Annotated in this window: 19 protein-coding genes; 6 read left to right on the top strand and 13 right to left on the bottom strand. The window is 74.4% G+C overall.

Annotated features, from left to right (window positions below; translation table 11 throughout):
• Positions 1–9: 9 nt before the first annotated feature.
• From PUR61_RS06200 to PUR61_RS06220, 5 genes are all read right to left on the bottom strand, one after another.
• Complete coding sequence (locus PUR61_RS06200; protein ID WP_329876602.1) at positions 10–1506, bottom strand: cytochrome P450; 1497 nt, start codon at positions 1504–1506, stop codon at positions 10–12.
• A 310-nt stretch (positions 1507–1816) separates the two neighbouring features.
• Positions 1817–2437: a GTP-binding protein gene (locus PUR61_RS06205; protein ID WP_329876462.1), complete on the bottom strand. Its 621-nt coding sequence runs from the start codon at positions 2435–2437 to the stop codon at positions 1817–1819.
• Complete coding sequence (locus PUR61_RS06210) at positions 2418–2777, bottom strand: DUF742 domain-containing protein (protein ID WP_329876465.1); 360 nt, start codon at positions 2775–2777, stop codon at positions 2418–2420. The genes PUR61_RS06205 and PUR61_RS06210 overlap by 20 nt, the downstream gene beginning before the upstream one ends.
• Positions 2774–3181: a roadblock/LC7 domain-containing protein gene (locus PUR61_RS06215; RefSeq protein WP_329876467.1), complete on the bottom strand. Its 408-nt coding sequence runs from the start codon at positions 3179–3181 to the stop codon at positions 2774–2776. Before PUR61_RS06215 ends, PUR61_RS06210 begins: the two co-directional genes overlap by 4 nt.
• Positions 3178–4761: an ATP-binding protein gene (locus PUR61_RS06220; RefSeq protein WP_329876469.1), complete on the bottom strand. Its 1584-nt coding sequence runs from the start codon at positions 4759–4761 to the stop codon at positions 3178–3180. Before PUR61_RS06220 ends, PUR61_RS06215 begins: the two co-directional genes overlap by 4 nt.
• Positions 4762–5290: 529 nt before the next feature.
• Here PUR61_RS06220 and PUR61_RS06225 point away from each other — a divergent pair.
• Entirely contained in the window at positions 5291–6385 is a 1095-nt protein-coding gene (locus tag PUR61_RS06225; RefSeq protein ID WP_329876471.1) for a polysaccharide deacetylase family protein, read from the top strand.
• Between the two features lie 132 nt (positions 6386–6517).
• Positions 6518–7102, top strand: coding sequence for a hypothetical protein (locus PUR61_RS06230; protein ID WP_329876473.1), 585 nt, complete (start codon positions 6518–6520; stop codon positions 7100–7102).
• An 88-nt stretch (positions 7103–7190) separates the two neighbouring features.
• Here the strand turns inward: PUR61_RS06230 and PUR61_RS06235 are convergent, their stop codons facing one another.
• Positions 7191–7802 carry a choice-of-anchor C family protein gene (locus PUR61_RS06235; protein WP_329876475.1) on the bottom strand — a complete coding sequence of 204 codons (612 nt, stop codon included), beginning with the start codon at positions 7800–7802 and terminating at the stop codon, positions 7191–7193.
• A 685-nt stretch (positions 7803–8487) separates the two neighbouring features.
• Here PUR61_RS06235 and PUR61_RS06240 point away from each other — a divergent pair.
• Positions 8488–9312 (top strand): hypothetical protein, encoded by an 825-nt coding sequence (locus PUR61_RS06240; RefSeq protein ID WP_329876477.1) that lies wholly within the window; start codon positions 8488–8490, stop codon positions 9310–9312.
• 282 nt (positions 9313–9594) lie between these two features.
• Positions 9595–10182, top strand: coding sequence for a lytic polysaccharide monooxygenase auxiliary activity family 9 protein (locus tag PUR61_RS06245; protein WP_329876479.1), 588 nt, complete (start codon positions 9595–9597; stop codon positions 10180–10182).
• A 61-nt stretch (positions 10183–10243) separates the two neighbouring features.
• On the opposite strand, the gene PUR61_RS06250 is transcribed toward PUR61_RS06245, so the two are convergent.
• The 5 genes from PUR61_RS06250 to PUR61_RS06270 form a co-directional block, all read right to left on the bottom strand.
• Positions 10244–13009, bottom strand: a complete 2766-nt coding sequence (locus PUR61_RS06250) for a hypothetical protein (RefSeq protein WP_329876604.1) — start codon at positions 13007–13009, stop codon at positions 10244–10246.
• 95 nt (positions 13010–13104) lie between these two features.
• Positions 13105–14220, bottom strand: a complete 1116-nt coding sequence (locus PUR61_RS06255; protein ID WP_329876481.1) for an ATP-binding protein — start codon at positions 14218–14220, stop codon at positions 13105–13107.
• Between the two features lie 76 nt (positions 14221–14296).
• On the bottom strand, positions 14297–15727 hold the full coding sequence (locus PUR61_RS06260; protein ID WP_329876483.1) for a VWA domain-containing protein: 1431 nt from the start codon (positions 15725–15727) through the stop codon (positions 14297–14299).
• On the bottom strand, positions 15724–17172 hold the full coding sequence (locus tag PUR61_RS06265) for a hypothetical protein (protein ID WP_329876606.1): 1449 nt from the start codon (positions 17170–17172) through the stop codon (positions 15724–15726). Before PUR61_RS06265 ends, PUR61_RS06260 begins: the two co-directional genes overlap by 4 nt.
• Complete coding sequence (locus tag PUR61_RS06270; protein WP_329876608.1) at positions 17142–17648, bottom strand: hypothetical protein; 507 nt, start codon at positions 17646–17648, stop codon at positions 17142–17144. Before PUR61_RS06270 ends, PUR61_RS06265 begins: the two co-directional genes overlap by 31 nt.
• 286 nt (positions 17649–17934) lie before the next feature.
• On the opposite strand from PUR61_RS06270, the gene PUR61_RS06275 reads away from it, so the two are divergent.
• Positions 17935–18942, top strand: a complete 1008-nt coding sequence (locus PUR61_RS06275; protein ID WP_329876485.1) for a hypothetical protein — start codon at positions 17935–17937, stop codon at positions 18940–18942.
• 30 nt (positions 18943–18972) lie between these two features.
• Here the strand turns inward: PUR61_RS06275 and PUR61_RS06280 are convergent, their stop codons facing one another.
• Positions 18973–19371 carry a DUF1801 domain-containing protein gene (locus PUR61_RS06280; protein WP_329876487.1) on the bottom strand — a complete coding sequence of 133 codons (399 nt, stop codon included), beginning with the start codon at positions 19369–19371 and terminating at the stop codon, positions 18973–18975.
• A 110-nt stretch (positions 19372–19481) separates the two neighbouring features.
• Entirely contained in the window at positions 19482–20150 is a 669-nt protein-coding gene (locus tag PUR61_RS06285; protein ID WP_329876489.1) for a hypothetical protein, read from the bottom strand.
• 128 nt (positions 20151–20278) lie between these two features.
• Between PUR61_RS06285 and PUR61_RS06290 the strand changes: the two genes are divergently transcribed.
• Complete coding sequence (locus PUR61_RS06290; protein WP_329876610.1) at positions 20279–21190, top strand: glutaminase; 912 nt, start codon at positions 20279–20281, stop codon at positions 21188–21190.
• The last annotated feature ends 280 nt before the right edge of the window (positions 21191–21470 follow it).

The following is a 21470-nucleotide window of genomic DNA, read 5'->3' on the forward strand; positions in this document are numbered from 1 at the left end:
CCGCCGCCCTCACCGCCGGAGCAGTCCGGTCAGGAGGCTCCACCAACCGCGTCGCTGCCGCGGGACGGGGGCCGACGCGGTGGACGCCGGTGACAGCCCGTCCCCGGCCGGCGAGGGCGGCTGAACGGGCACCCCAGCGTGCGCCCGGACGCCCGCCGTCGCGCCGTCCGTGCTGTCGGTGCTCTCTTCGCTCCCCGTGCCGGTGGGTGCCGCAGCCCCGGCGGCGGTGGCGGTCGTCACGGGCGCGGTCACGGGCGTGGGGGCCAGCGGCTCGGGCAGGTCGGTCCGCGGGGTGAACTCCACGGGCAGCGCGACCAGATGGCGGGAGAGCCACGCCGAGGTCCACGTCAGCTCGGACTCGTCGACGGCGAGCTGGAGGTCCGGCAGACGGGTCAGCAGGATGTCGATCCCGGTGTCGGCGATGGCCCGGCCGACGTCCTGTCCGGGGCACTCGTGCGGGCCGCTGCCGAACGCCAGGTGGGAGCGGTTGCCGTGCAGCGGCCTGGCCAGGTCGGGGCGGACGACCGGGTCGACGTTCCCGGCGGCGAGGCCCAGCAGCAGCATGTCGCCGGCCTTGATCCGCTGGCCGCCGAGCTCCGTGTCGCCGGTGGCCCAGCGGCCCGCGACGAGCGACATCGGGGCCGAGTCCCAGAGGACCTGGTCCAGGGCGTCCGGGACGGTCATGTGTCCGCCGGACAGGTGGGCGCGGAACCGCTCGTCGGTCAGGATGAGCTTCAGGGTGTCCGCGATCAGGTTGACGGTCGTCTCGTTCGCCGCGAGCAGGACCACCCGCAGGTGTTCCAGCACCTCGTCGTCGGTGAGCCCGGCGGGGTGGGCCATCAGCCGTGAGACGAGGTCGGGGCCGGGGGTGATGCGTTTGCGCTCCATCGTCCGGCGCAGCGAGGCCACGACGTAGTCGTTGCTGGCGATGGCCGTCTCGGTGCCCTTCATCAGGTCCCGGGCGGCGTCGACCAGACGCGGTCCGTACTCCTCGGGCATCCCGACCAGCTGGGTCAACACCAGCATCGGCAGGTGCTCGGCGAACCGGGTGACGAGTTCGGCGTGCCCGGCCGGGCCGAACTCCCGGACCAGTTGGTCGGTGAACCGGGTGACGTAGCGGCGGATGCCGCGCCGGTCGAAGCCGTTGAGGCCGTCGTTGAGGGCCTCGCGCAGGCGCCGGTGCTCCGCGCCGTCCGCGAACACGCAGAGCGGTTGCCAGGCGATCACCGGCATCAGCGGGGAGTCGGGTGCGACCAGGCCCTCCTGGAACGCCGTCCAGCGGCGGGAGTCCCGGGAGAACCGGGAGGGGGTGCGCATGACGGTGAGGTTGGCGGAGTGGCCGAGGACCAGCCAGGCCGGGAGGTCGCCGTGGAGGAGGACGGGAGCGACCTCGCCGTGTTCGGCGCGCAGCCGCTCGTACAGGCCCGCGGGGTCCGCCTCGGCCTCCGGGCCGTAGAGCCGCCGGAGGCCGGCGGGGGCGAACGCCCGGAGCCCGAGGTCCCGCAGTCCGACGTCCGGCGGTCCGGTCTGCTGCAGCCCGAGGCTCTCGATCCCGAGGTCCTGAAGGCCCTGAAGACCCTGGGAGCCCTGAACGCCCTGGGGGTCCGGGAGGTCCTGGACGCCCGGGAGGTCGGAGCCGGGCCGGTGGGCGGGGCAGCCGCTCGGCGGGACGAGGGCGGCGTCGTCGGGGAACGGGCTGGTCACGGTGGCTCCGGGAGTGGTCGGCAGGCGAAGAGGGGGCGGTGGCGGGGAGTCGGCGACGACGGGCGGCGGTCCGGCCGGTCCGGGCGGTGAGCACCCGGCCGGACCGGCGCGGTCATCGCACCGGCGACGGGCCCGCGAGGTCGTACAGGTAGTGCATCAGGGCGAGCAGCACGTCCCGGCCGGATTCGCGGACCCGCGCGTCGCAGGCCACGATCGGCACGTCGACCGGCAGGTCGAGTGCGAGCCTCAGCTCCTCCTGCGCGTACGTGGGCGACTCGGGGAAGACGTTGGCCGCGACCACGAAGGGCACGCCGCGGTCCTCCAACCGCCCGATCACGTCGAAGCTGATCTCCAGCCGCCGGGTGTCGACCAGGACGACGGCGCCGAGCGCACCCTCGAACAGGCCGTTCCACAGGAACCAGAACCGTTCCTGGCCCGGGGTGCCGAACAGGTACAGCACCAGTTCCTCGCTGATGCTGATGCGGCCGAAGTCCATCGCGACCGTGGTGGAGGACTTGCGCTCGACGCCGGCGATGTCGTCGACGTCCGCGCCGGCCTCGGTCATGGTCTCCTCGGTGGTCAGCGGGCGGATCTCGCTCACCGAGCCGACCAGGGTGGTCTTGCCGACGCCGAAGCCGCCGACGACCACCACCTTGACCGCTGCGGCGGCCGAGTCCGGGAGCAGATCGGCGCTCGCCGGCCCCAGCACCGTCTCAGAGCCTCTGAAGTCCATGCATCACCGCCTCCAAGAGGGCACGGTCGGGGAGAAGCGCGGCCGGGACGGAGGCACGGGCCTCGATCCTCTCCTCGTCGAGGAGGTCCGCCAGCAGCACGGTGACCGCGCTGACCGGCAGCCGCAGGTAGGCGGAGATCTCGGCGACGGACAGCGGCGACCCGCAGATCCGCAGGATCGCGGCGTGCTCCGGCGGCATGGTCGGCGTCGGCTCCGAGCGGGAGACGATCAGGGTGACCAGGTCGAACGCGGTACGTCCGGCCGGACCACCGCGGCCGCGCGTGATCACGTAGAGGCGTTCCGGGGCCTCGTCGCCCCAGTCCTGGTCGGCTGTGCTCATACGACGGGCTCACCCCTGCGCGGAGGCGTACTGAGATGCTCGCCGATCCGGGCGACCAGGTCCCGCATCCGCTGGCCCATGAGGCCGGCGTCGACGCCCTCGTCGGCCAGCACCGCGAGGAACGCCCGGGCGCCGGCCGCCATCAGGTAGAAGAACCCGCCGCCCATCTCGATCACGACGAGCCGCATCCGGCCGTCGCCGTGCGGGAACTCGTGCCCCACGGCGGCGGCGAGGCTCTGCAGACCCGCGCAGGCGGCGGCGAGGCGGTCGGCGGTGTCGGTCTCGGTCCCGTGCTGGGCCATCCGCAGACCGTCGGCGGAGAGCACGACGACGTTGCGGACGTGCGGCACCTCCTCCGCCAGTTGCTTCAGCATCCAGTCCATGTTGGTTCGTTGGCTGATCACCGCTCGTCCCTCCCCGCCGACTCGTCGCTGCTGTGGCCCGCCGGTCCGGCGGACGGTGAGGTCCCGTTCACTCCGTCGTGGAAGGCGGCGAGCCACAGGCCGGGCTGCACCGCCCCGCCCGGGGGTTCGGCGGCCGCCCGGGGAGGTGGTGGGGGAGCGCCGCCGGTGCGGGAGGCCGCGGGGACCCCGTTCCGGGACGGTGCGGGGGCGGCGCCCCGGACGGGGGCGGGGGTGACGGTCCGGGAGGGGGCGGCGTGGCGTCGCCGCCTGGGCAGGCCGTTCGCGGTCCGCTCGCTCACCACCGGGGCCTCGTCCCCCGCCGGGAACGCTCCGGACCCGGCCCGCCGGGCCGGCCCGGTGTGCGGCCGGCGGTCGTCCACCGGCGGCGGCCCGGAGGAGCCCGTGACGCCGATGCCGTGGGCGCGCCCGGTGGCGGGTGCGGTGGTGATCAGCTCCTGCGGCACGATCAGCACGGCGCGCACCCCGCCGTACGCGGACGGGCGCAGCGAGACCTGGAAGCCGTAGGCCCGCGAGAGCCGGCCGACCACGGCCAGGCCGAGCCGGGGGGTTTCGCCGAGGTCGTTGAGGTCGATGCCGGCCTGTGCCTCCCGGAGCATCCGTTCGGCGCGGGCACGGCCCTCCTCGCTCAGGCTGAGGCCGCCGTCCTCGATCTCGATCGCGATGCCGGTCTGCACCTCGACGGCGGTCAGGTGCACGTTGGTGTGCGGCGGGGAGTAGCGGGTGGCGTTGTCCAGCAGTTCGGCGACCGCGTGGATGAGCGGTTCGACGGCCGGTCCGACGACGGCGACGTCGGACACCGGGTGCAGTTCCACCCGCTGGTAGTCGAGGATCCGGGACATACCGCCGCGCAGCAGGCTGTACAGCGGAACCGCCTTGTTCCACTGGCGGCCGGGGCGCGCGCCGCCGAGGACGGCGATGCTGTCCGCGAGGCGGCCGATCAGCGCGTTGCCGTGGTCCAGGAGGAGCAGGTCGTCGAAGACGGCGGGGTCGTTGCCGTGCCGGTGCTCCATGCCGCGCAGCTCGTGGGCCTGCCGGTGCACGATCGCCTGGACCCGGCGGGCGATGTTGACGAAGGCCCGCTGGGCGGACTCGCGCATGCCCTCCTCGGTGTCGACGGTCTCCAGCACGGCGCGCAGGAGGGTTTGTTGGGCGACCCGGAACTCCGGTCCGACGAGGATGTCCTGCGGTTCGTTCGCGGTGACGACGTCGTCCAGGGACTCGCCGCGCTGGAGGCGGACCACCGCGTCGGGCAGGCCGATCCGGGCCAGCCGGACGGTCTCGGCCTCCTGCCGGGACAACCGGCGGCGCAGCTCGTCCTCCCGCTGGGCGCACCGTTCGCGCAGGGCCTCCGTCGCCCGGCCCCGACGGACGGCCTCGGCGGCCACCAGGGCCACGGACAGCGTGCCCACCGCCGCGCACCAGCCGACCGCGACGCGGGAGCCGGGGGAGGCCGTGGACACGGCGAGGACGGCGACGGTCGCCGTCACGAGGGCGGGGACGAGCCAGACGAGTACGGGAGCGGAGCGCCGGCCTCCGGGTGACGATCCAGCACCAAGCATTCGGCATCCTCTAAACGGTCGGAAGGGTAGGGGGCGGGACGTGCGGGGCCGGCGCACCGCGGACCGGCCCGGGTTCCGGCGTCCGGGGCGGTGTTGGCACCAGGTTTACCGTGCCCCGGCCCCACCGAACCGCAGGCCGCGCGCAGTTCGCCAATGCGGGCGGTATCCCGGAGAACCCGTCACGCGGAGGGGGCGGTTCGTGCTAACGCGGCTGCCGCCGAGAGGTCTCCGGGCCGTGACCGCGGGCCCGTCGGGGCGTCCCGCCGCCGCTCCCGCCGCCGCTCCCGCCGCCGCTCCCGCACCCGCTGATGCGGCGGAACTGCCGGTCCGGGTCTCTCGTCGCGGAGGCCGCTCGTCCGTATGATCGGGCTTCCTGCCGTCGGGGCTTGTGGGGGACGGGAGTTGTGCTGCCCGGCAATCGTGGGCGGTACCGGTGGAACGGGCGGTCTCCAGCAGTCATCAGCAGTCACCGGGAGCCTCGCCGGGCCGGGTGGACCGGTCCGGCGAGGCCCGAGGGAGGGGCGGGAGCATGCGATTCGCGGGTGTGGGTCTGACGCGGGACGGCTATCGGATCGCCGTGCTGGACACGGCGGTCAGCCGTCCGGCGACGGTCGAGGTGTACGAACACTGCGTCCTGGAGAGGCCGGTGGCGCGGCTGGTCGAGCTGGCGCAGCTCGCGCCGGACGGTTTTGCGGTGGTCGTCGACAGTGGCAACGGGATCTTCGACGGTTCCCTCGCCGCCGCCGGGGTCACGGTGTTCCGGGCCGACCCGCCGGTCCTGACGGACGGTCGGGTGACGGCGGAGGCACTCGCCGAACTCGGCCGCTCCCGGCCGGAGGCGCTCGTGGCGCTGGGATCCGGGGGCTGGACGATGAGCGGGCGCGAGGAGGGGATCACCGCCGCGGAGAGGGCGTCCGGTCCGGTCGAGCGGCGGCTCGCGGCGGAGGGCCGGCTCCTGCTGGGCGGACCGGTCCGCCGGACGGAGGCGGACGGAGAGGTCGCCGGGTCCGGGTCCGCGCCGATGGTGGCGCTGACCTTCGACGACGGCCCGGACCCGGAGTTCACCCCGCAGGTGCTGGACGTGCTCCGCCGGTACGACGCCCCGGCGGCGTTCTTCTGCATCGGCCTGCACGTGCTGGCCCACCCGGGCGTGGTGCGCCGGACCGCCGCCGAGGGCCACACCCTCGGCAACCACTCCTGGTCGCACGCCTACCTGCCCGACCTCGGCCCGATCGGGCTCCGTGAGCAGCTCGGCCACACCTCCGAGGCGCTCGCCGAGGCGGCCGGTCTGGACGGGCCGGTGGCGTGGCTGCGCCCCCCGTACGGCGGCCGGAGCCCCGAACTGCTGGACACGGTGGCGGATCTGGGCCTCACCACGGTGCTGTGGGACGTGGAGACCAACGACTGGGCGCTGCCCGGGCCCGAGGTGATCGCCGAGCGGGTGTTCCGGCAGGTCCGTCCCGGTTCGGTGGTGCTGATGCACGACGGCGGCGGGGACCGCGCGCAGACCGTCGCGGCGCTCCCCGCGGTGATCACCGGGCTGCGCGAGCGCGGCTACCGGCTGGTGGGTCTGGGCGAGTTGCTCGCCGCCCGGGTGCCGGCCGGGTGCGGCGTCGGGACGTAGGGCGGCGGGTAGACGTTCGCGGACGGCCCGGACCGGTCCCTTCGGTCCGGGCCCCGGGCGGGTGCCGGGCGGGTGCTAGAAGAGGGACGAACGGGTGCCCGCCCGTCGCCGATCCAGCCGAAGGGTTCCGTGATGCCAGAGTCCACGTCCTCCAGGTTCTCCCGTGCCGCCGGCCGCACCGCGCTGGCGGCCGCAGCCGCCCTCGCCCCCGTGCTCGCCGCCGCCCCGGTCGCGTCCGCCACCGCCTCGGGGCTGGACGACACCTGGTCCTGTTCCGTGCCGACCGGCTACGTCTACGACCAGATCGTCGCCTCGTCCTCCTGCGGGACCCGGCCGCTGTACCACCTGCGCACCCCGGTGGACGGGCTCGTCTCGTGCGTCACCGAGCGTGGTTTCGTCTACGACACCGCCTCGCAGACGTCCAACTGCAGCATGGTGAAGAGCTCCAAGTCGGCCTCCTACCGGCTGCGGATCCCCGGGGACCTGGTCACCTCCTGCGTGACCGCCACGGGCTTCGTCCACGACCTGGTCACCGCGCGCGCGGAGTGCAGCATGAGCCCCGGGTCGACCAACCCGGCCTACCGGCTCCGTACTCCGGTCGACGGCCTCTGGGCGTGCAAGGTGCCGGCCGGGTGGACCTACTCGGCCACCGTGACCGACCGGGACTGCAGCCACAGCATCACCTCCACCGCCACCAAGTACCGCCTGAAGGTCTGACGGTCCGCCGCCCGTCGCGGGCCGCCCGCCGCGGGCGCGGTGGAGCCGGCGGCGGGCGGCCGTCGGCTCCACCGCGCCCCGGCTCCGGTCAGCCGCAGGTCGGACAGGGCTGGCAGGCCTGGACCTGGACGTTGTCCACGACGGGTCCGGCGCTGCTGCCGGCGGTGGTGCTCCGGAAGGCCAGCGTGGTCGAGGCGTTGGTCGCCACGAAGGTGAACTGCCGGGTCACGTACCCCATGGCAGCGCGCGTCTTCCCGGTGACGTCGAAGGAGAACGCCTGGAACTCCTGGCCGTCCACGCGCGCCTGACCGGTCTTCAGGACGGGGGCGCCGTCCGGGTTGCCGGCGATGGAGTAGGTCACCGTGTAGGCCGTGCCGGGCGTCGTCGTGAAGGTCTGCGAGACGGTCCCCGCGTTGGACCCGTTGAGGTCCACCGACTGGTCGCCCTCGGCGGCCTGCCAGAACCCGGCGCCGATCAGGTCCACCGAACCGGCGGTGACCTGCCACGGCCCGATGGTCTGTCCGGCCGAGAGGGTCTGGAAGGTGTTCGCCGCGACCTTGGGCGTCTCGAAGCTGCCGTCGTCGAAACGGCTGAGCGCGCGGGTGGCGCCGGAGGCGGTGCCGCTTCCGGCGAGGAGGGCGGCGACGGCGGCGGTGGCGACGGCGGTGACGGCGGTCGTGCGGAAACGCTTGATCGACATGGGGTTCTCCCAGGTGCGGGCCCTGCTGCGGGCCGGTGATCGGCCGGACACCTGAGATCGTCCGGGGCCGGTGGGGTCGGGGCCAAGGGTGGGGCACCGGCGCCCCGTGGTACGGGCCTCCGTCGTCGGGCCCCCGCACGCCGGTTTGACGGGGCGGTTCTCCGGTGCCGGGCGTGCAGGTCCACCGGCTGAGCCTGTGACCTGGTCGATTCTTCGTGGGATCGGGCCGACGGCGGGCGGGTGCCGGGCCGGCCGGGCCGGTGGGCAGCGGTCGCGGGGTGACGGTTCCGTGGTGCACGAAGCTTCGTGCGCCGTCGATCGGCTTCGTGGGCGCCCCGGCGTGCGCGGACGGCGCGGGCGGGACGCGGCGCCGTCCCGCCGGGCGGTCGGGGGCGGTCGGGCGACCGGTCGGGCGGGTGTGCTTCGGGCCGGGGCAACTTGGGGATTCGGCGCCGAACCGTCCGTGCGCGCCGGTAGCCTCTCGACGGGTGTCCGGCAGGTGCCCCGCGCATCCGCACAGGTTCGAGGAGGCGTCCGTGGAGAGGACTTCGGCAGGGCGGGTGGACCCCCGGCCTCGGTCGGCCGCGCAGTCGGGCGCGCCCGGCACTCCGAGGCCGTTCACCGTCCCGAGGCGGGCCGGCACTTGGCGGGACATGCGGTCCGACGCACGGAAGGACGCCCTCCGATGACTCTTCCCTCCCACCGCAATCCCTCCTCCCCGGCCGGCGGCGACCCGCGCCGGGGCGTGCTCGACGCCGCCCTGGTCGACCGCGTCACGGACGCGGTCCTGTTCGCCGGCCTGCCGGTCGCGTTCGGCGACCAGGGCCCCGGTGTCCGCATCCGTCCCGCGGAGGCGGTCGACGCCGCCGACCGGTGCGAGGGCCTGGCGGCCCTCGACTGGCTGCCGTCCCGGCGCCTGGCCGACGCGGCCGCCATGGAGGATCCGCAGCACGCGGCGGGTTCGGCCCGGCAGGTGGTCGGGGTGAGCATGGTGAACGCGCTCGCCGAGTTCCTCCCCGCCTTCGGGCTGGACGTGAGCCGGGACCGCTCCGGCCGCGAGCTGCGGGTGGGCGGAGCGGCGGACAGCGGACTGCGCGTGCCGCCGGACGTCCTGGTCCGGCGTCCTGCGGGGGCCACACCGGCCGAGCTCGGACTCGACGCGGAGCTCGTCGACGCCGTCCGCCGCAGCGCCGCACTGGCGGGGCTCCCCGTCGCCGGGCACCTCGGCGCCGCCGGTGTCACCCTCGGCCCGTGGCCGACGGGGGAGGACGGAACCGGTGGCGACGGGGGTGCGGACATCGGCTGGAACCCTTCGCGCCGGCTCTCCGACCTTGCCGACAGCGGCTCCCCGGCCGCCGGGCTCGCGGCGGTCGCCCGCACGTCCGTCCACGCGGCGATGCTCCACGCACTCGGCACGATCCTCGGGGCCTGCGGGACGGAACTTCGCTGGTTCCACGCCCGCAACCGGCTGCGGGCCCTCGGCGAGTCCACCCCCGCCATCCGGCACTGACACCGGCCCCGGGGAGCGGCCCGGCGCGGCCCGGAGCCGCCCGGAGCACCCCGGAGCCGGTTCCGCAGGGCCGGCCGCCGCGTGTCGGCGGACTCCTGCGGCGGGGTGCTGGTCCAGACCACAGGTGAATCTGGTCCAGACCATTGACGGTCGGCGGGGCGATGCCTACGGTATGGGGCACTTACCTGGCGCAGGCATGCCAAGATCCGCACGGCTGGCGCACCCCCCCCACACGCGCTTTCCTGCGTCGGGCGCACTCCCCACCCCCCACGGAGGAGAACCATGCGCAAACGCCACATGGTGGGCGCGGCCCTGGCCGCCCTCGCCGTCCCGCTCGCGATGGCCGTTCCGGCCCAGTCGCACGGGTTCATCAACCTGCCGCCGAGCCGCGCCGCGCTCTGCGGTGCGGGCGTCGTCACCAACTGCGGTGACATCCAGTGGGAGCCCCAGAGCGTCGAGGGCCCGAAGGGCTTCCCGACCAGGGGACCCGCCGACAACACCATCTGCGCGGGCGCCGACTCGCGCTGGGCGCCCCTGGACAACCCGCGCAACGGTGCCTGGCCGACCACGAAGGTGACGGCCGGCCAGCAGCTCACGTTCACCTGGGAGATCGAGGCCAGGCACTCGACCACCAACTTCAGGTACTTCCTCACCAAGCCCGGTTACAGCGCGACCCAGAAGATCACCCGGGCCGGTCTGGACCTCACCCCGTTCCTGACCGTCCCGTACAACGGACGGCAGCCGGCCGCCACCACCACGCACACCGCGACCCTCCCCACCGGTCGCACCGGACACCACGTGATCGTCGCGGTCTGGGACGTCGCCGACACGGCGAACGCGTTCTACTCCTGCACCGACGTGCTGTTCTGATCCGACCCGCACCACCGGGCCCGCCGACCTCCTCCCCGGGGCCGGCGGGCCCGCCGGCCGCTCAACTCCCGGACAGCAGTGCCGCCAGGGCGAGGGCCGTGTCCGGGTGGCGGCCGAGCAGCGCCGCGCCCGCCGGGCCGGACTCCGCGGGCGCCCACCCCCCGTCGCAGCCCAGCAGGCCGGCCAGCGCGTCACACGTCCCGGGGTGCGCCGCGAGCAGCGCGGCGCCGACCGGGCCGCCGCGCCGGGGGATCCCGGCCGCGGGCGGCACCGGCTGCGCCCGCCACGGCGGGACCCAGGTGTCCAGTGCCCCCGGCCGGCCGGGGAAGATCCGCCCGGCCTCCCGGATCAGCAGCGGTGCGAGGTCGGCGCCGTCGGCGCGCAACGTGCCGATCAGGGTCGGCAGCCAGGGCAGCAGCACCGGGTCGGGCAGTCGTGCGAAGGCGTTGGAGACCGCCTCCACCACGAAGTCGGCCAGCCCGGGGGCCGGCTCCAACGCGTGCAGGAACCCGCTGAGGTACCGCGGATAGGAGGGCAGTACCAGCGGGTTGGCGAGCAGTTCGTCACACCGCTCCCGCAGCTCGGCCCGCGTCAGCCCGCCGAGCTGCACCCGGGCCGCCCAGAGCAGCGCCGTCCTGGACGGGTCCTGCGGATGCGACTGCGCGACGGCGAGTTCCAGCTGCGTCCGGTCGCAGCCCAGGGACACGGCCAGGTCCTCCATGCTGAGCAGGAAGCCCAGCATCGCCGCGACCTGGCGGACGGTCGCGTCCTCGTCGACGAACGCGGTCGGCAGCAGCGTGCAGTAGTGCGCGTACCCGGTCCTGACGAAGGACTCGATCCACCCGGGCAGGACCGGCTCGGCGGTCCGGTAGTGCGCCAGCAGCCGCCGGATCCGGCGCAGCACCTCCGGTGCGCCGTCGACCCCGCGCTCGGTGGCCAGCACCTCCAGGGCGCGGGTGCCCAACTCCTCGGCGAGGCGCCGGCTGCGCAGGTAGAGGGTGGCGTCCTCGACCGTCCGCAGGACGGTCCCCGCCGTGGCCTGCGGCGCGTTGGCGGCGCGCCGCAGGCGCTGTTCCAGGACCTGTTCGACGCTGACGCCCTCGTAGCCGAGCTCGATGAGCGCCCGCTGGTGGGTGCCGATCGCCACGTCCCAGGACTCCTGGATGGGCCGTTCGCCGAGCCGGCGCTCGCCCATGATCGGTCGGGCGGCCTCGTGCGGCAGCAGTTGGCGCAGGATCCAGAGGAGGTCGGAACACCGCTCCAGCTCGGGGCGGGACGCGACATCCAGCAGGGCCCGCTTCACGCCCCGCTGCTCCAGGTTGAGGCCGAGCGGGGCGAGGCGGTCGTGGACGTCCCGGGCGAGGGGCGGCAGCGCGTCGTAGCCGACCTGGCCGACCCGGTCGCCGCCCATCATGATCTCGACCAGCCGGGCGACGTCGCGCCGGCCCGGCACGGTGTCCTTCTCGATGCAGGTGACCGCCGCGTCCTGGAAGTCGTACGGCGTGGGCCTGGCCCGGTCGCGCAACCCGGCCAGCAGGATCGACGTCTCGAACACCGCGATCGCGTCGGCGGTGGAGGCGAGGTAGCCGTTGCGGCGGGCCGCGCGCACGATCTCCACGGACCAGCCGAGGAGTTCGGCCTCGTCCAGGGCGTCGAGGACGGGCGGGCGCTGCAGGAAGCCGGACAGCTGGTCGGAGGCCGGTGCCGAAACGGCGGGCGCGGGTGCGACCCTGCGGGCCTTGGCGGTCGACTTCCTCGCGCCGGGCCCGCCCGCCAGGCGGTACGGCTGCACCCGGGTGCGCTTGAGGTTCTTCGTCCACACCGTCGCGGCGATCGACACCGAGCCCGCGGCCAGGCCGAACTGGGCCTCGATCGCCGCGTGGCTGGAGGGGATGAGGCCGTGCCGCCACGTGGTGGCCGTGCGCGGGCCGATCTCGAACCCGGCACTGCCGTGGACGCCGAACTCGGCCACGCGGCTGGCCGCGTGGAACGCGCCGCAGACGTACAGGCAGTCGGCGGGGTCGGTGCCGGTGGCGGCCAGGTGCTCGCGCATCCTGGTCCACATGTAGCGCTCGCGGTCCTCGTCCACCCGCACCCGCCGGACGTCGCCCGGGGCGAGGCGCCGGAACAGGCTGCCGATCAGCAGCATGACCTGCCGGTACGTGTCGTGGTCGGCGTCCCCGAGCGGCAGCTCGACGTACTGGTGCCACCACTCCGACCAGTGCCGGACCTTGCCGTGGCGCAGCAGGTGCTCCTCCAGCTCGGCGAACCGGGGCCGCAGGTCGCCGATCTCCACGCCGACCGCGTCGCCGTGCAGTGCGGCTTCCGGTTCGGCCGCCGGCGCGTCCGGGTCGGCCGGCCCGTCGGCGGCGGCGTCGCGCGGCTCCCACTGGAAGACGTGGTCGCTGGAACGGTCGACGAGGACGAGTTCGACACCGGGGGTGTCGAGGGCGTAGGCGATGGCCTGGTACTCGGCGGACGCCTCGGTGATCGGGGCGACCACCGACAGCGGCGCCCAGTCGGCGGGGAAGCCCTCGATCTCGCTCGCGAACGCCTGCACCGCCACCGGGAGCCGGCAGTTGCGCAGTTCGGCGAGGAGCGGCGCCATGTCCTCGCACAGCTCCAGGTAGACCACCTTGGGCTGCTTCTCCCGGAGCCGCCGCGCCATCGCGACGGCCGAGGCGGGGGAGTGGTGGCAGACCGGGAAGATCTCCAGGGGTTCGCGCACCGCGCGGTCGATGTCGTCGACGAGGCCGAGCAGGATGCCCTCCAGGGCGTCCGGTCCGCCGGCGAACGACGCCGCGGCGTCCTGGAGTTGGGACCGCAGTGCGTCGAAGGTCCCTTCGTCGGCGGAGCCCCCGCCCCGGGCGGGCGTGCCGGCCCCCGCCCCGGCCCTGGTCTTCGCGGCGGTGTTCGCGGCGCTCACGCGAGCGTGGCGATCGTGTCGCGGCCGCCTTCGAGGAACTCGGGCCAGGCCCCGCCCTCCGCTTTGCTGCGCGGCTCGACGACACCGTGCAGGTACTTGTTGAGGATGGCGAGGTCCTCCGGCTCGCGTCGGGCGAGCGACCCGACGAGCGAGGAGGCGAGGGTGCGGGCGGTCAGGGTGCGCTCGCCGAAGAAGGTGCCGTGCAGGACGGCGTCCTCCAGCACACCGATCTGCTCGGCGGTGGACAGCGCGGACTCCAGCTTCTCGTCGTCGCTGCCGGCCGCAGCCGCGGAGGCGCGCAGGTCCGCGAAGGACTGCAGCAGGACGTCGAGCAGGGTGGGCGGCACGTCCAGGTCGATCTGGTGCCGGCGCAGCAGCTCCTCGGTGCGGAAGCGGACGATCTCCGCCTCGCTCTTCCGGTTGGTGACGACCGGGATGCGGACGAAGTTGAAACGCCGCTTGAGGGCCGAGGACAGGTCGTTGACGCCGCGGTCGCGGCTGTTGGCGGTGGCGATGATCGAGAAGCCGGGTTTGGCGAACACGATGCCCGCGTCGCCGGTGAGCTCGGGCACCGAGACGTACTTCTCCGACAGGACGGAGATCAGCGCGTCCTGGACGTCGCTCGTGGAGCGGGTCAGTTCCTCGAAGCGGCCGATCGCGCCGGTCTCCATCGCGTTCATGATCGGCGAGGGGATCATCGACTCCCGGGACTGGCCCTTGGCGATCACCATGGACACGTTCCACGAGTACTTGATGTGGTCCTCGGTGGTGCCGGCCGTGCCCTGGACCACCAGCGTGGAGTTGCGGCAGATCGCGGCGGCCAGCAGCTCGGCCAGCCAGCTCTTGCCGGTGCCGGGGTCGCCGATCAGCAGCAGTCCGCGGTCGGAGGCGAGCGTGACGACGGCGCGCTCGACGATGCTGCGCTCGCCGAACCACTTCTGCCTGACCTCCCGGTCGAGGCCGTCGGAGGGCTCGGAGCCGAGGACGAACAGCCGGACCATCTTCGGGGAGAGGCGCCAGGTGAAGGGCTTGGGGCCGTCGTCGATCGACTCCAGCCAGTCGAGCTCGTCGGCGTACTTGATCTCGGCGGGGGCGCGGAGCAGGTCGGACATCAGCGGACTGCCTTTCCGGGGTGTCGGTACGGGGTCGTGCGGGGGTGGTGCCGGTGGAGCGGGGAGGCGCTCGGCGCTACCCGAGGAAGTTCTTGAGCTCGTGGACGAGCTTGCGGATGTGACCCGAGATCACCGGCGTGCCCTGGTCCTTGAAGCGCTCCCGGAACCACGGGTTGACGCTGGCCCGGCCGGCGCTGGTCACCGAGCCGACCGGGATGAACTTCGCTCCGGAGCGGTGCACGGCGGCCATCTGCTCGAAGAGCTGCTCGCCGTTCCACTCGTAGAAGTCGGAGATCCACACCACCACGGTGTTGCGGGGCTCGGCGATCTTCGGCTGGGCGAGCGCCATGGCGACGGTGCCGTCGGTGCCGCCGCCGAGGTTGGTGCGCAGCAGCGTCTCGAAGGGGTCGTGCACCCACGGCGTGAGGTCGACCGCGCGGGTGTCGTACGCGACGAGGTGGACGTCCACCCTCGGCAGCCCGGCGAAGACGGAGGCCAGGATGGTGCAGTTCACCATGGAGTCGACCATCGATCCGGACTGGTCCACGACCACGACGAGGCGCTGGGGCGTGGTCTTGCGTGCGGTGTGACGGTAGTACAGGCGGTCGACGTAGAGCCGTTCCTGCTCCGGGTCCCAGTTGGTGAGGTTCTTCCAGATCGTCCGGTCGAGGTCGAGGTTGCGGAAGACCCGCTTCGGCGGGACGGACCGGTCCAGCGCGCCGACCGAGGCCTTCTCGACCTGGGTGCGCAGCACTTCGGCGACCTCGTCGACGAACCTGCGGATGAGCGCCTTGGCGTTGGCGAGGGCGACGCCGGACAGGTTGTCCTTGTCGCGCAGCAGCTGTTCGATCAGCGACATGCTCGGCGTCAGCCGTGCGGCGAGCCCCGGGTCCGCCAGGACCTCGCGCAGGCGCATGCGCTTGACCAGGCCCGCCTCGATGTCCGCGAGTTCGGGGCCGATCCACGGGATGAGCGTGGACAGGTCGGGGGTGCCAGTGCGGCCGCCGGGGTTGGTGCCCGCCGCCGTCCCGCCGGGGCGGGTGCCGCGCAGTTCGCCGGGCCGGCAGCCCAGCGCGCGCTCCAGCCAGCCCGCGTCGGCCTGCCAGCCGGCCAGCTGTCCGGCGGTGACGGTACCGGAACCGGTCGCGAAGACGTTCAGCAGCACCTTCGACACCAGGGCCGCGCGGCGGACCTCGGCGGCACGGTCCCGCCCGTCGGGTTCGGACGCGGTCCCGGGCGTCATCAGGCCGTCGAACTCGCCGGCCAGCTCCGGATGACGCTGCACGATCGAGTCGACCGAGGCGGCCGGGTCCAGCAGGGCGGCCGGCAGGCCGGACTCCTCGACGACGGCCAGGCTCGCCGACTCCAGCGCGGCCTGCTCCTCGGGGTCGAAGAGCCGGGCGAGCAGGCGCCAGTACAGGACCTGCCGGCGGTTGGCGTCACCGTCCGCCCCGGAGTCCGGCGTACGGTCCGGGCCGAGGGCGGGTTCGGTCGTGGGTCGGGTCATTTCCGCAGCAGCTTTCCGGCCCGCTCGCGCAGGGCCTGGACGGCGTCGAGGGCGGCCTTCTCCCCCTTGAGGCCGGTCTTGTCGGCCGTTCCGCCCGCCCACGCCCCGGCGTGCAGCGCGACGGTCTTCCGCTTCACGGTGGTCTCGACGGCGAGGGGCTGGACGCTGAACTCTCCGGCGTCCCAGCGCAGCAGCCCGATGCACGCGCTCGACGCCGCGACGGCCTGCGGGGTGAGCGGCCCCGCGGTCGGTATGCGGTCGGTGTCGACGGTGATGCGGTGCCCGGCGAGGGCGAGGGTCAGCGTCTCGCCGTCCTGCTCGACGGCGTAGCCCTCCAGGAGGACGGGCGCCGCGATCCGTGCGGGGTGCCGGTCCAGCGGCGCGGTGGGCGCGACGAGCGCCGTGGCGAGGACGACGCGGGCGGTGGCGAACGGGTCGGCGCCCGTACCCGGTCGGGCCGCCGCGTCGTCCCAGAGCAGATCCCCCTCGGCGGTGACCGGCATGGCGGTCAGGTCCATCGAGAGCCCTTCGCCCGCGGCGGCCAGCAGGGACAGGTGGGGGCGAAGGAGCTGCCACACACCGGCGCCGACGACCGTGTCCGGCTTGGGGACCGACACCCCGGCGCGGACCAGGCGGGGCGTGCTTCCGTCGGCGGGTTCGAACACCGCGTGGACCTGGACCTGTGCGGCGGTCGCGTGGGCGTGCAGGTCGACGCCCAGCGGCAGCAGCCGGCCCGTCACGACCGCCGGCGGTGCGGCGGCCGACGGGGCGCCGGCGGCGCCCGGCTGCGTGAGCAGCATCGCCCGGGACCACAGGTCGGCCCAGCGGCGCAACGGCACCTGGTCCAGGGCGGCGCCGGGGCAGGACGCGGCGAGTTCGGCGGCGAAGCCGTCCAGCAGTGCGGCGAGGCGGCGCAGCCCAGGGTCGGGCAGCAGCGCGGAGACCACCGGTGCGGCGCCGGCGACCGACTCGTGGTCGATGCCCTGCCACCCGGCGCGGACCAGGTCGGCCAGCCAGGAGCGGGCGGCGGCGAGCAGGTTGGCGGCCGGGCCCGAGCCCGCCGGGGACACCGCCGCCGGGCCCGCGGCCGGATCGCCGGCGGGAGGCCGGCCGGTCGCCTCGCCTATCCGGTCCGTCAGGGCGTCGTGGACGGCGCCCAGCAGTGCGGTGCGGGCCGCGGCGAGGACGGTGAGGTGCTCCTCGCCCGCCGCACCGGCGGTGGCCTTCCCGGCCGCTTCGGCGACCCGGTCGGCCAGCGGCGATCCGGTGACCGCGTCGGCGAGTGCGGCCAGGCCGGCGGCCTGGGCGGGGCCGGGCCGGCGCAGGCCGCCGACCAGGGCCCGGTCGAAGGCGTCGACCGCCGCCAGGGCCTCCTGGAGCCCGGCGACCGGTTCGGTGAGCAGGTCGATGCGCATCAGGCCACCGCCCGGCTCGACGGGAACCAGTGCAGCTCCGGCAGCGGCGCGGTGGTCGGCGCGAGTTCGAGGTAGGCCAGTTGGCGCAGGAAGCGGCTGAACACGCTCGCGGCGGCCGATCCGTCGGCCTTCGGCGGGCGGGTGCCGGTCATGGTGCGGGTGATCTCCGGGCCGCCCGGTTCCGGGGTGCCCGCGTCGACCCGCAGGTAGCGGGCGACGCGCTCGCCGCCGTACTGCAGCACCGCCTCGTCGACCAAAGCCGCCAGGTGCTTGCAGAAACTGCCGTACGCGCCGCCGCAGGGCCGGTTGTTGTTGGTGCTGCAGGTGAACGCGAAGTCGCCGGCCGCGACCGACGAGACGTAGACCCGCCCGATGTCCGAGCCGCTGGACACCACGCCTTGCAGTCGACCGTCCGTCAGTTCCACGAACGGGACCTTGGCGAGCTTGCGCGGCCGGGCGGGCGCGACCACCTGGGCCGTGCTCGACTCCTCCCGGGAAAACGACACACCAACTCCTTGCACTGAGAGGGTTTTCGCGCCGGAGCGGCGCTGTACGGAGGAACCTATCGGGGGCCACTGACAACGACCGCCGCCCCCCTGTGCTGCGGAAACGTTCCCCCCGCTCCCTCACCCGCCCCCACTGCCCGCCTCCCGTTCCCGGCCGCCGTCCGGGGGCACCCGGCGCGGCGGACCGGCGGAAAAGCCCTGTCGCCGAACGTGGTCGCACGGTTATGGTGAGTGACATTCGGGTCGTGTGCCGGTGGGAGGACCAAGAGGGCGGGAGGGTGCGGCAGTGGCGGTCACGGAGGTCAGGGTCGGTCGGGACAGGGTCAGGCTGGACGTGGAGGGGCTCTGCGGTGCCCGGCTGGCGCCGACCGGCTCGGTGGTGCTGCCGGAGCACGTCGAGGTCTACCGGATCGGGGTCGGCTGGGGCGAGCAGGTTCCCTGCTCGGAGGCCGACCGCGCGCGCTGGGAGGGTGCCCTGGGTGCCTTCCTCGACTGCCTGTCGCGGGCCCTGGAGGAGGTGTACCGGGCGCACGGTGGCCGCAGCGCCGTCATCGACCTGGCCGAGGGCTCACGCGCCTGGCACGGCATCGGCCGCCCACGCCGGTGGCCGGGTCGGCAGCGGCGGGCCACCGAGCGGTCGGTGCACGCGCAACAGGTCTTCGCGCTGGAGCTGCACCGGGTGACCGAGCTGTACCGGCCGGTGCGGGCGGAGCTCGAACAGCGGGTGGCGGAGGCGCTGGTGGCGCGGAAGGCGGCCGAGGAGGCCCGCCGACGGGAGGAGCGGCGGAGACGGGCGGTGCTCGACGGGGTCGCCGCCCGCGAGGTGTGGCTCTACCGGCCGGCGGGCCGGGGCGAGCCCGTCCGCATCCACCGCTCCGACATCCGCCGCTCCGACCTGCCGGCGGCGGAGTCATCTGCGGCACCCGAGGGCCCGGAGGGCTCCGCGGGCCCCTCCCGGGGCCCTCTGACCGCAAGGGAACTGGCGGCGGCTCTGCGGGAGCTGGTACGCGCCCCCGACGGCAGCGGTGACTTCCGCTGGGACGAACGGGCCCGCGCCGCGACCGAGGAGGAGTGCCGTGCCCAGGACGTCGCCGTCACCTTCCACGACTGGTGGCGCGAGGTCACCGGGAACCACTGGCGCACGGGTCCGGAGGGCCCGCAACCGGTGGTCGCGAGTCCCGGCACGAGGGGGTCGAGCCGCAGCCACGGCATCGGAGGCACCGGTGTGTCCGGATCCGGCGGCTACTCCGGCGGCCACGGCCTCAGCGGGTTCGGGGGCTTCGGCGGCTACTGAATCCACGCCGGCACCCCGCCACCCCCGCTCCTACCGGTCGCGCTTCAGCACCCGCCAGCCACCGGCCCGGTTGTCGGCGACGATCTGCCGGAACATCGCCAGCAGCGCCGCCTCGTTGACCGCCCCGCCCTCCCGGACGGCCACCGTACGGGCGGTCTTGTTGTCGTGGCCGCCGGTGACGATGCCCTCCGGGTCGGGCACGATGCCGCCGTCGTAGAGGAACACGTTGACGTGGTCCTTGGCCGCGAGCAGCGCGCAGATGTTGCCCTGGAGCACGAAGTACGGGACGACGGTCCGCTTGACGGTCTCCGCGACCTCCGGATCGGCCTCGTGGACGAGGTCCCTGACCCGCCGGCAGATCTCCTGCTGCCAGCCGGGCAGGGCGTCGATGTAGGCATCCACGCGGGGATCGGTCTCGTAGCGGGCCATGACGCTGCTCCTCGTGCCGGTGACGGACGCGCTGTCCCGGACGATTCTGCGCCCGGCACCGGCACGAGCCGGTGAACACCGCGCCGCCCCTCGGGTCGGTGCCGCGGCGGTCAGACCTGCGCCGCGTACCGGGTCAGCCCGGCGCGGACGGCGACGTCCACGGCCGGCTCCAGCAGCAGGGGCGGGCGCCCGTCGTCCCCGGTGCCCGCCGCGGCCAGCAACTCCGCCACCACGGAGGTGTCGACGGTACGGACCTCGGCGCGCCGCAGGTACCGGACGAGGGCGGCGGTGAACACCGGCTCGTCCGCGCGCTGCACGCCGGCCAGGCCGGTCGCCTCGTCGACGAACGCCTCCTCCGAGCCCAGCCATTCGGCCGCCCCGGACAGCCCGTCGTCGTGGATGGCGGCCGGGTAGGGGATCCGGTGCCAGGCACCGTCCTCCCACCAGTAGAGGAACCCGAAGAGGTTGCCCCGGGCGTCCTCGCGCAGCTGCTCCGAGGGCAGCCAGTCCGGGCCTCCGGCGAGGAAGTCGATCTGCCGGCCGTCGACGTGGGTCACGCTCCCGTCGGAGTCCTGGCCGCAGAAGACCGCGTGGCCGTCGTCGAGCACGGTGACACGCCACCAGTAGGACCCGCCGGTGGCGTCGCACCACACGCCGTGCTCGTCCAGCCAGTAGCCCTCGGGGTCGCCCTGGGCGGCCTCCAGCAGGGCGAGGGCGACGGCCCGCGCCCACACGGCGTCCGCGTGGTGCAGGTCCTCGGGCCGGCTCGGCCTGTGCATGGTGGTACGTCCCCTCCGTCGGTGACGCACAGCCTGCCATACCCCCTCCTCCGGCGGTCGGCCCCGGACCGGGTGGACCCGGGTTCCCGCAGGTCGACGAGGTCGACCAGAATGGCGGTGTGGACGAAGTGGACTACCAGGTGCTGTTGCACGAGGCGATGGAGGCGGCCCGGCGGTCGCCCCTGCGAGGGCGGGTCGCCGACTACATTCCGGCCCTCGCGAAGGCCGACCCGGCGGCATTCGGGATGGCGATCGCCACCGTCGACGGGGAGGTGTTCGGGGCGGGGGACTGGCGGCACCCGTTCTCGATCCAGTCGGTGTCGAAGCTCTTCACCCTGGCGCTGGCACTGGCCGAGGGCGACGACGGACTCTGGACCGGCGTGGGCCGCGAGCCGTCCGGCAACCCGTTCAACTCGCTGGTGCAGCTGGAGTCCGAGCAGGGCATCCCGCGCAACCCGTTCATCAACGCCGGCGCCCTGGTCGTGACGGACCGGCTGCTGAAGCTGACCGGGGACGCGGTCGGGGCCGTCCGGGACTTCCTGCGCACCGAGTCCGGGAACCCGGCCGTCGCGGTGGACGACTCGGTGGCTTCCTCGGAGGCGCAGCACGGTCACCGCAACGCCGCGATGGCACACTTCATGGCGAGCTACGGGAACCTGCGCAACCCGGTCGACAGCGTTCTCGCGCACTACTACGCGCACTGCGCGATCGAGGCCAGCTGCCACGACCTCGCGCTGGCCGGACTCTTCCTCGCCCGCCACGGGGTGCGGGCCGACGGTTCGCGGCTGCTGTCGCGCAGCGAGGCCAAGCGGATCAACGCGGTGCTGCTCACCTGCGGTACCTACGACGCGGCGGGCGAGTTCGCCTACCGGGTCGGCCTGCCGGGCAAGAGCGGGGTCGGCGGCGGGGTGCTGGCGGTGCTGCCGGGCCGGGGCACGGTCTGCGTCTGGAGCCCGGGCCTGGACGCCGCCGGGAACTCGGTGCTCGGCGTCGCGGCCCTCGACGCGCTGACGACCGCGACCGGCTGGTCGGTGTTCTGATCCGGAGGCCCGCACCGGGGACGGCGCGCACCGGGGACGGCGCGTGCGCCGACGGTGCGACCGCCGGCGCACGGGTGTGCCCGTCCGCGTCGCAGCCAGGGGAACGGCGCCCCTGCGGCGCCGTCCAGGTGGCGTCCGCACGGCGGTCGACGATCAGGACGCGGTTGTCGGCGGTGCCCAGGGCGACGACGTCGCCGCCGACCGGCGCCGGGCCGACCCCGGTGGCGGTGACCTCGTATTCCCCGCCGTGCCGCCGTGCCGCCGTGCCGCCCTGCGTCCC

It is taken from the genome of Streptomyces sp. BE20 (genome assembly GCF_036322525.1).
Classification (GTDB): domain Bacteria; phylum Actinomycetota; class Actinomycetes; order Streptomycetales; family Streptomycetaceae; genus Kitasatospora.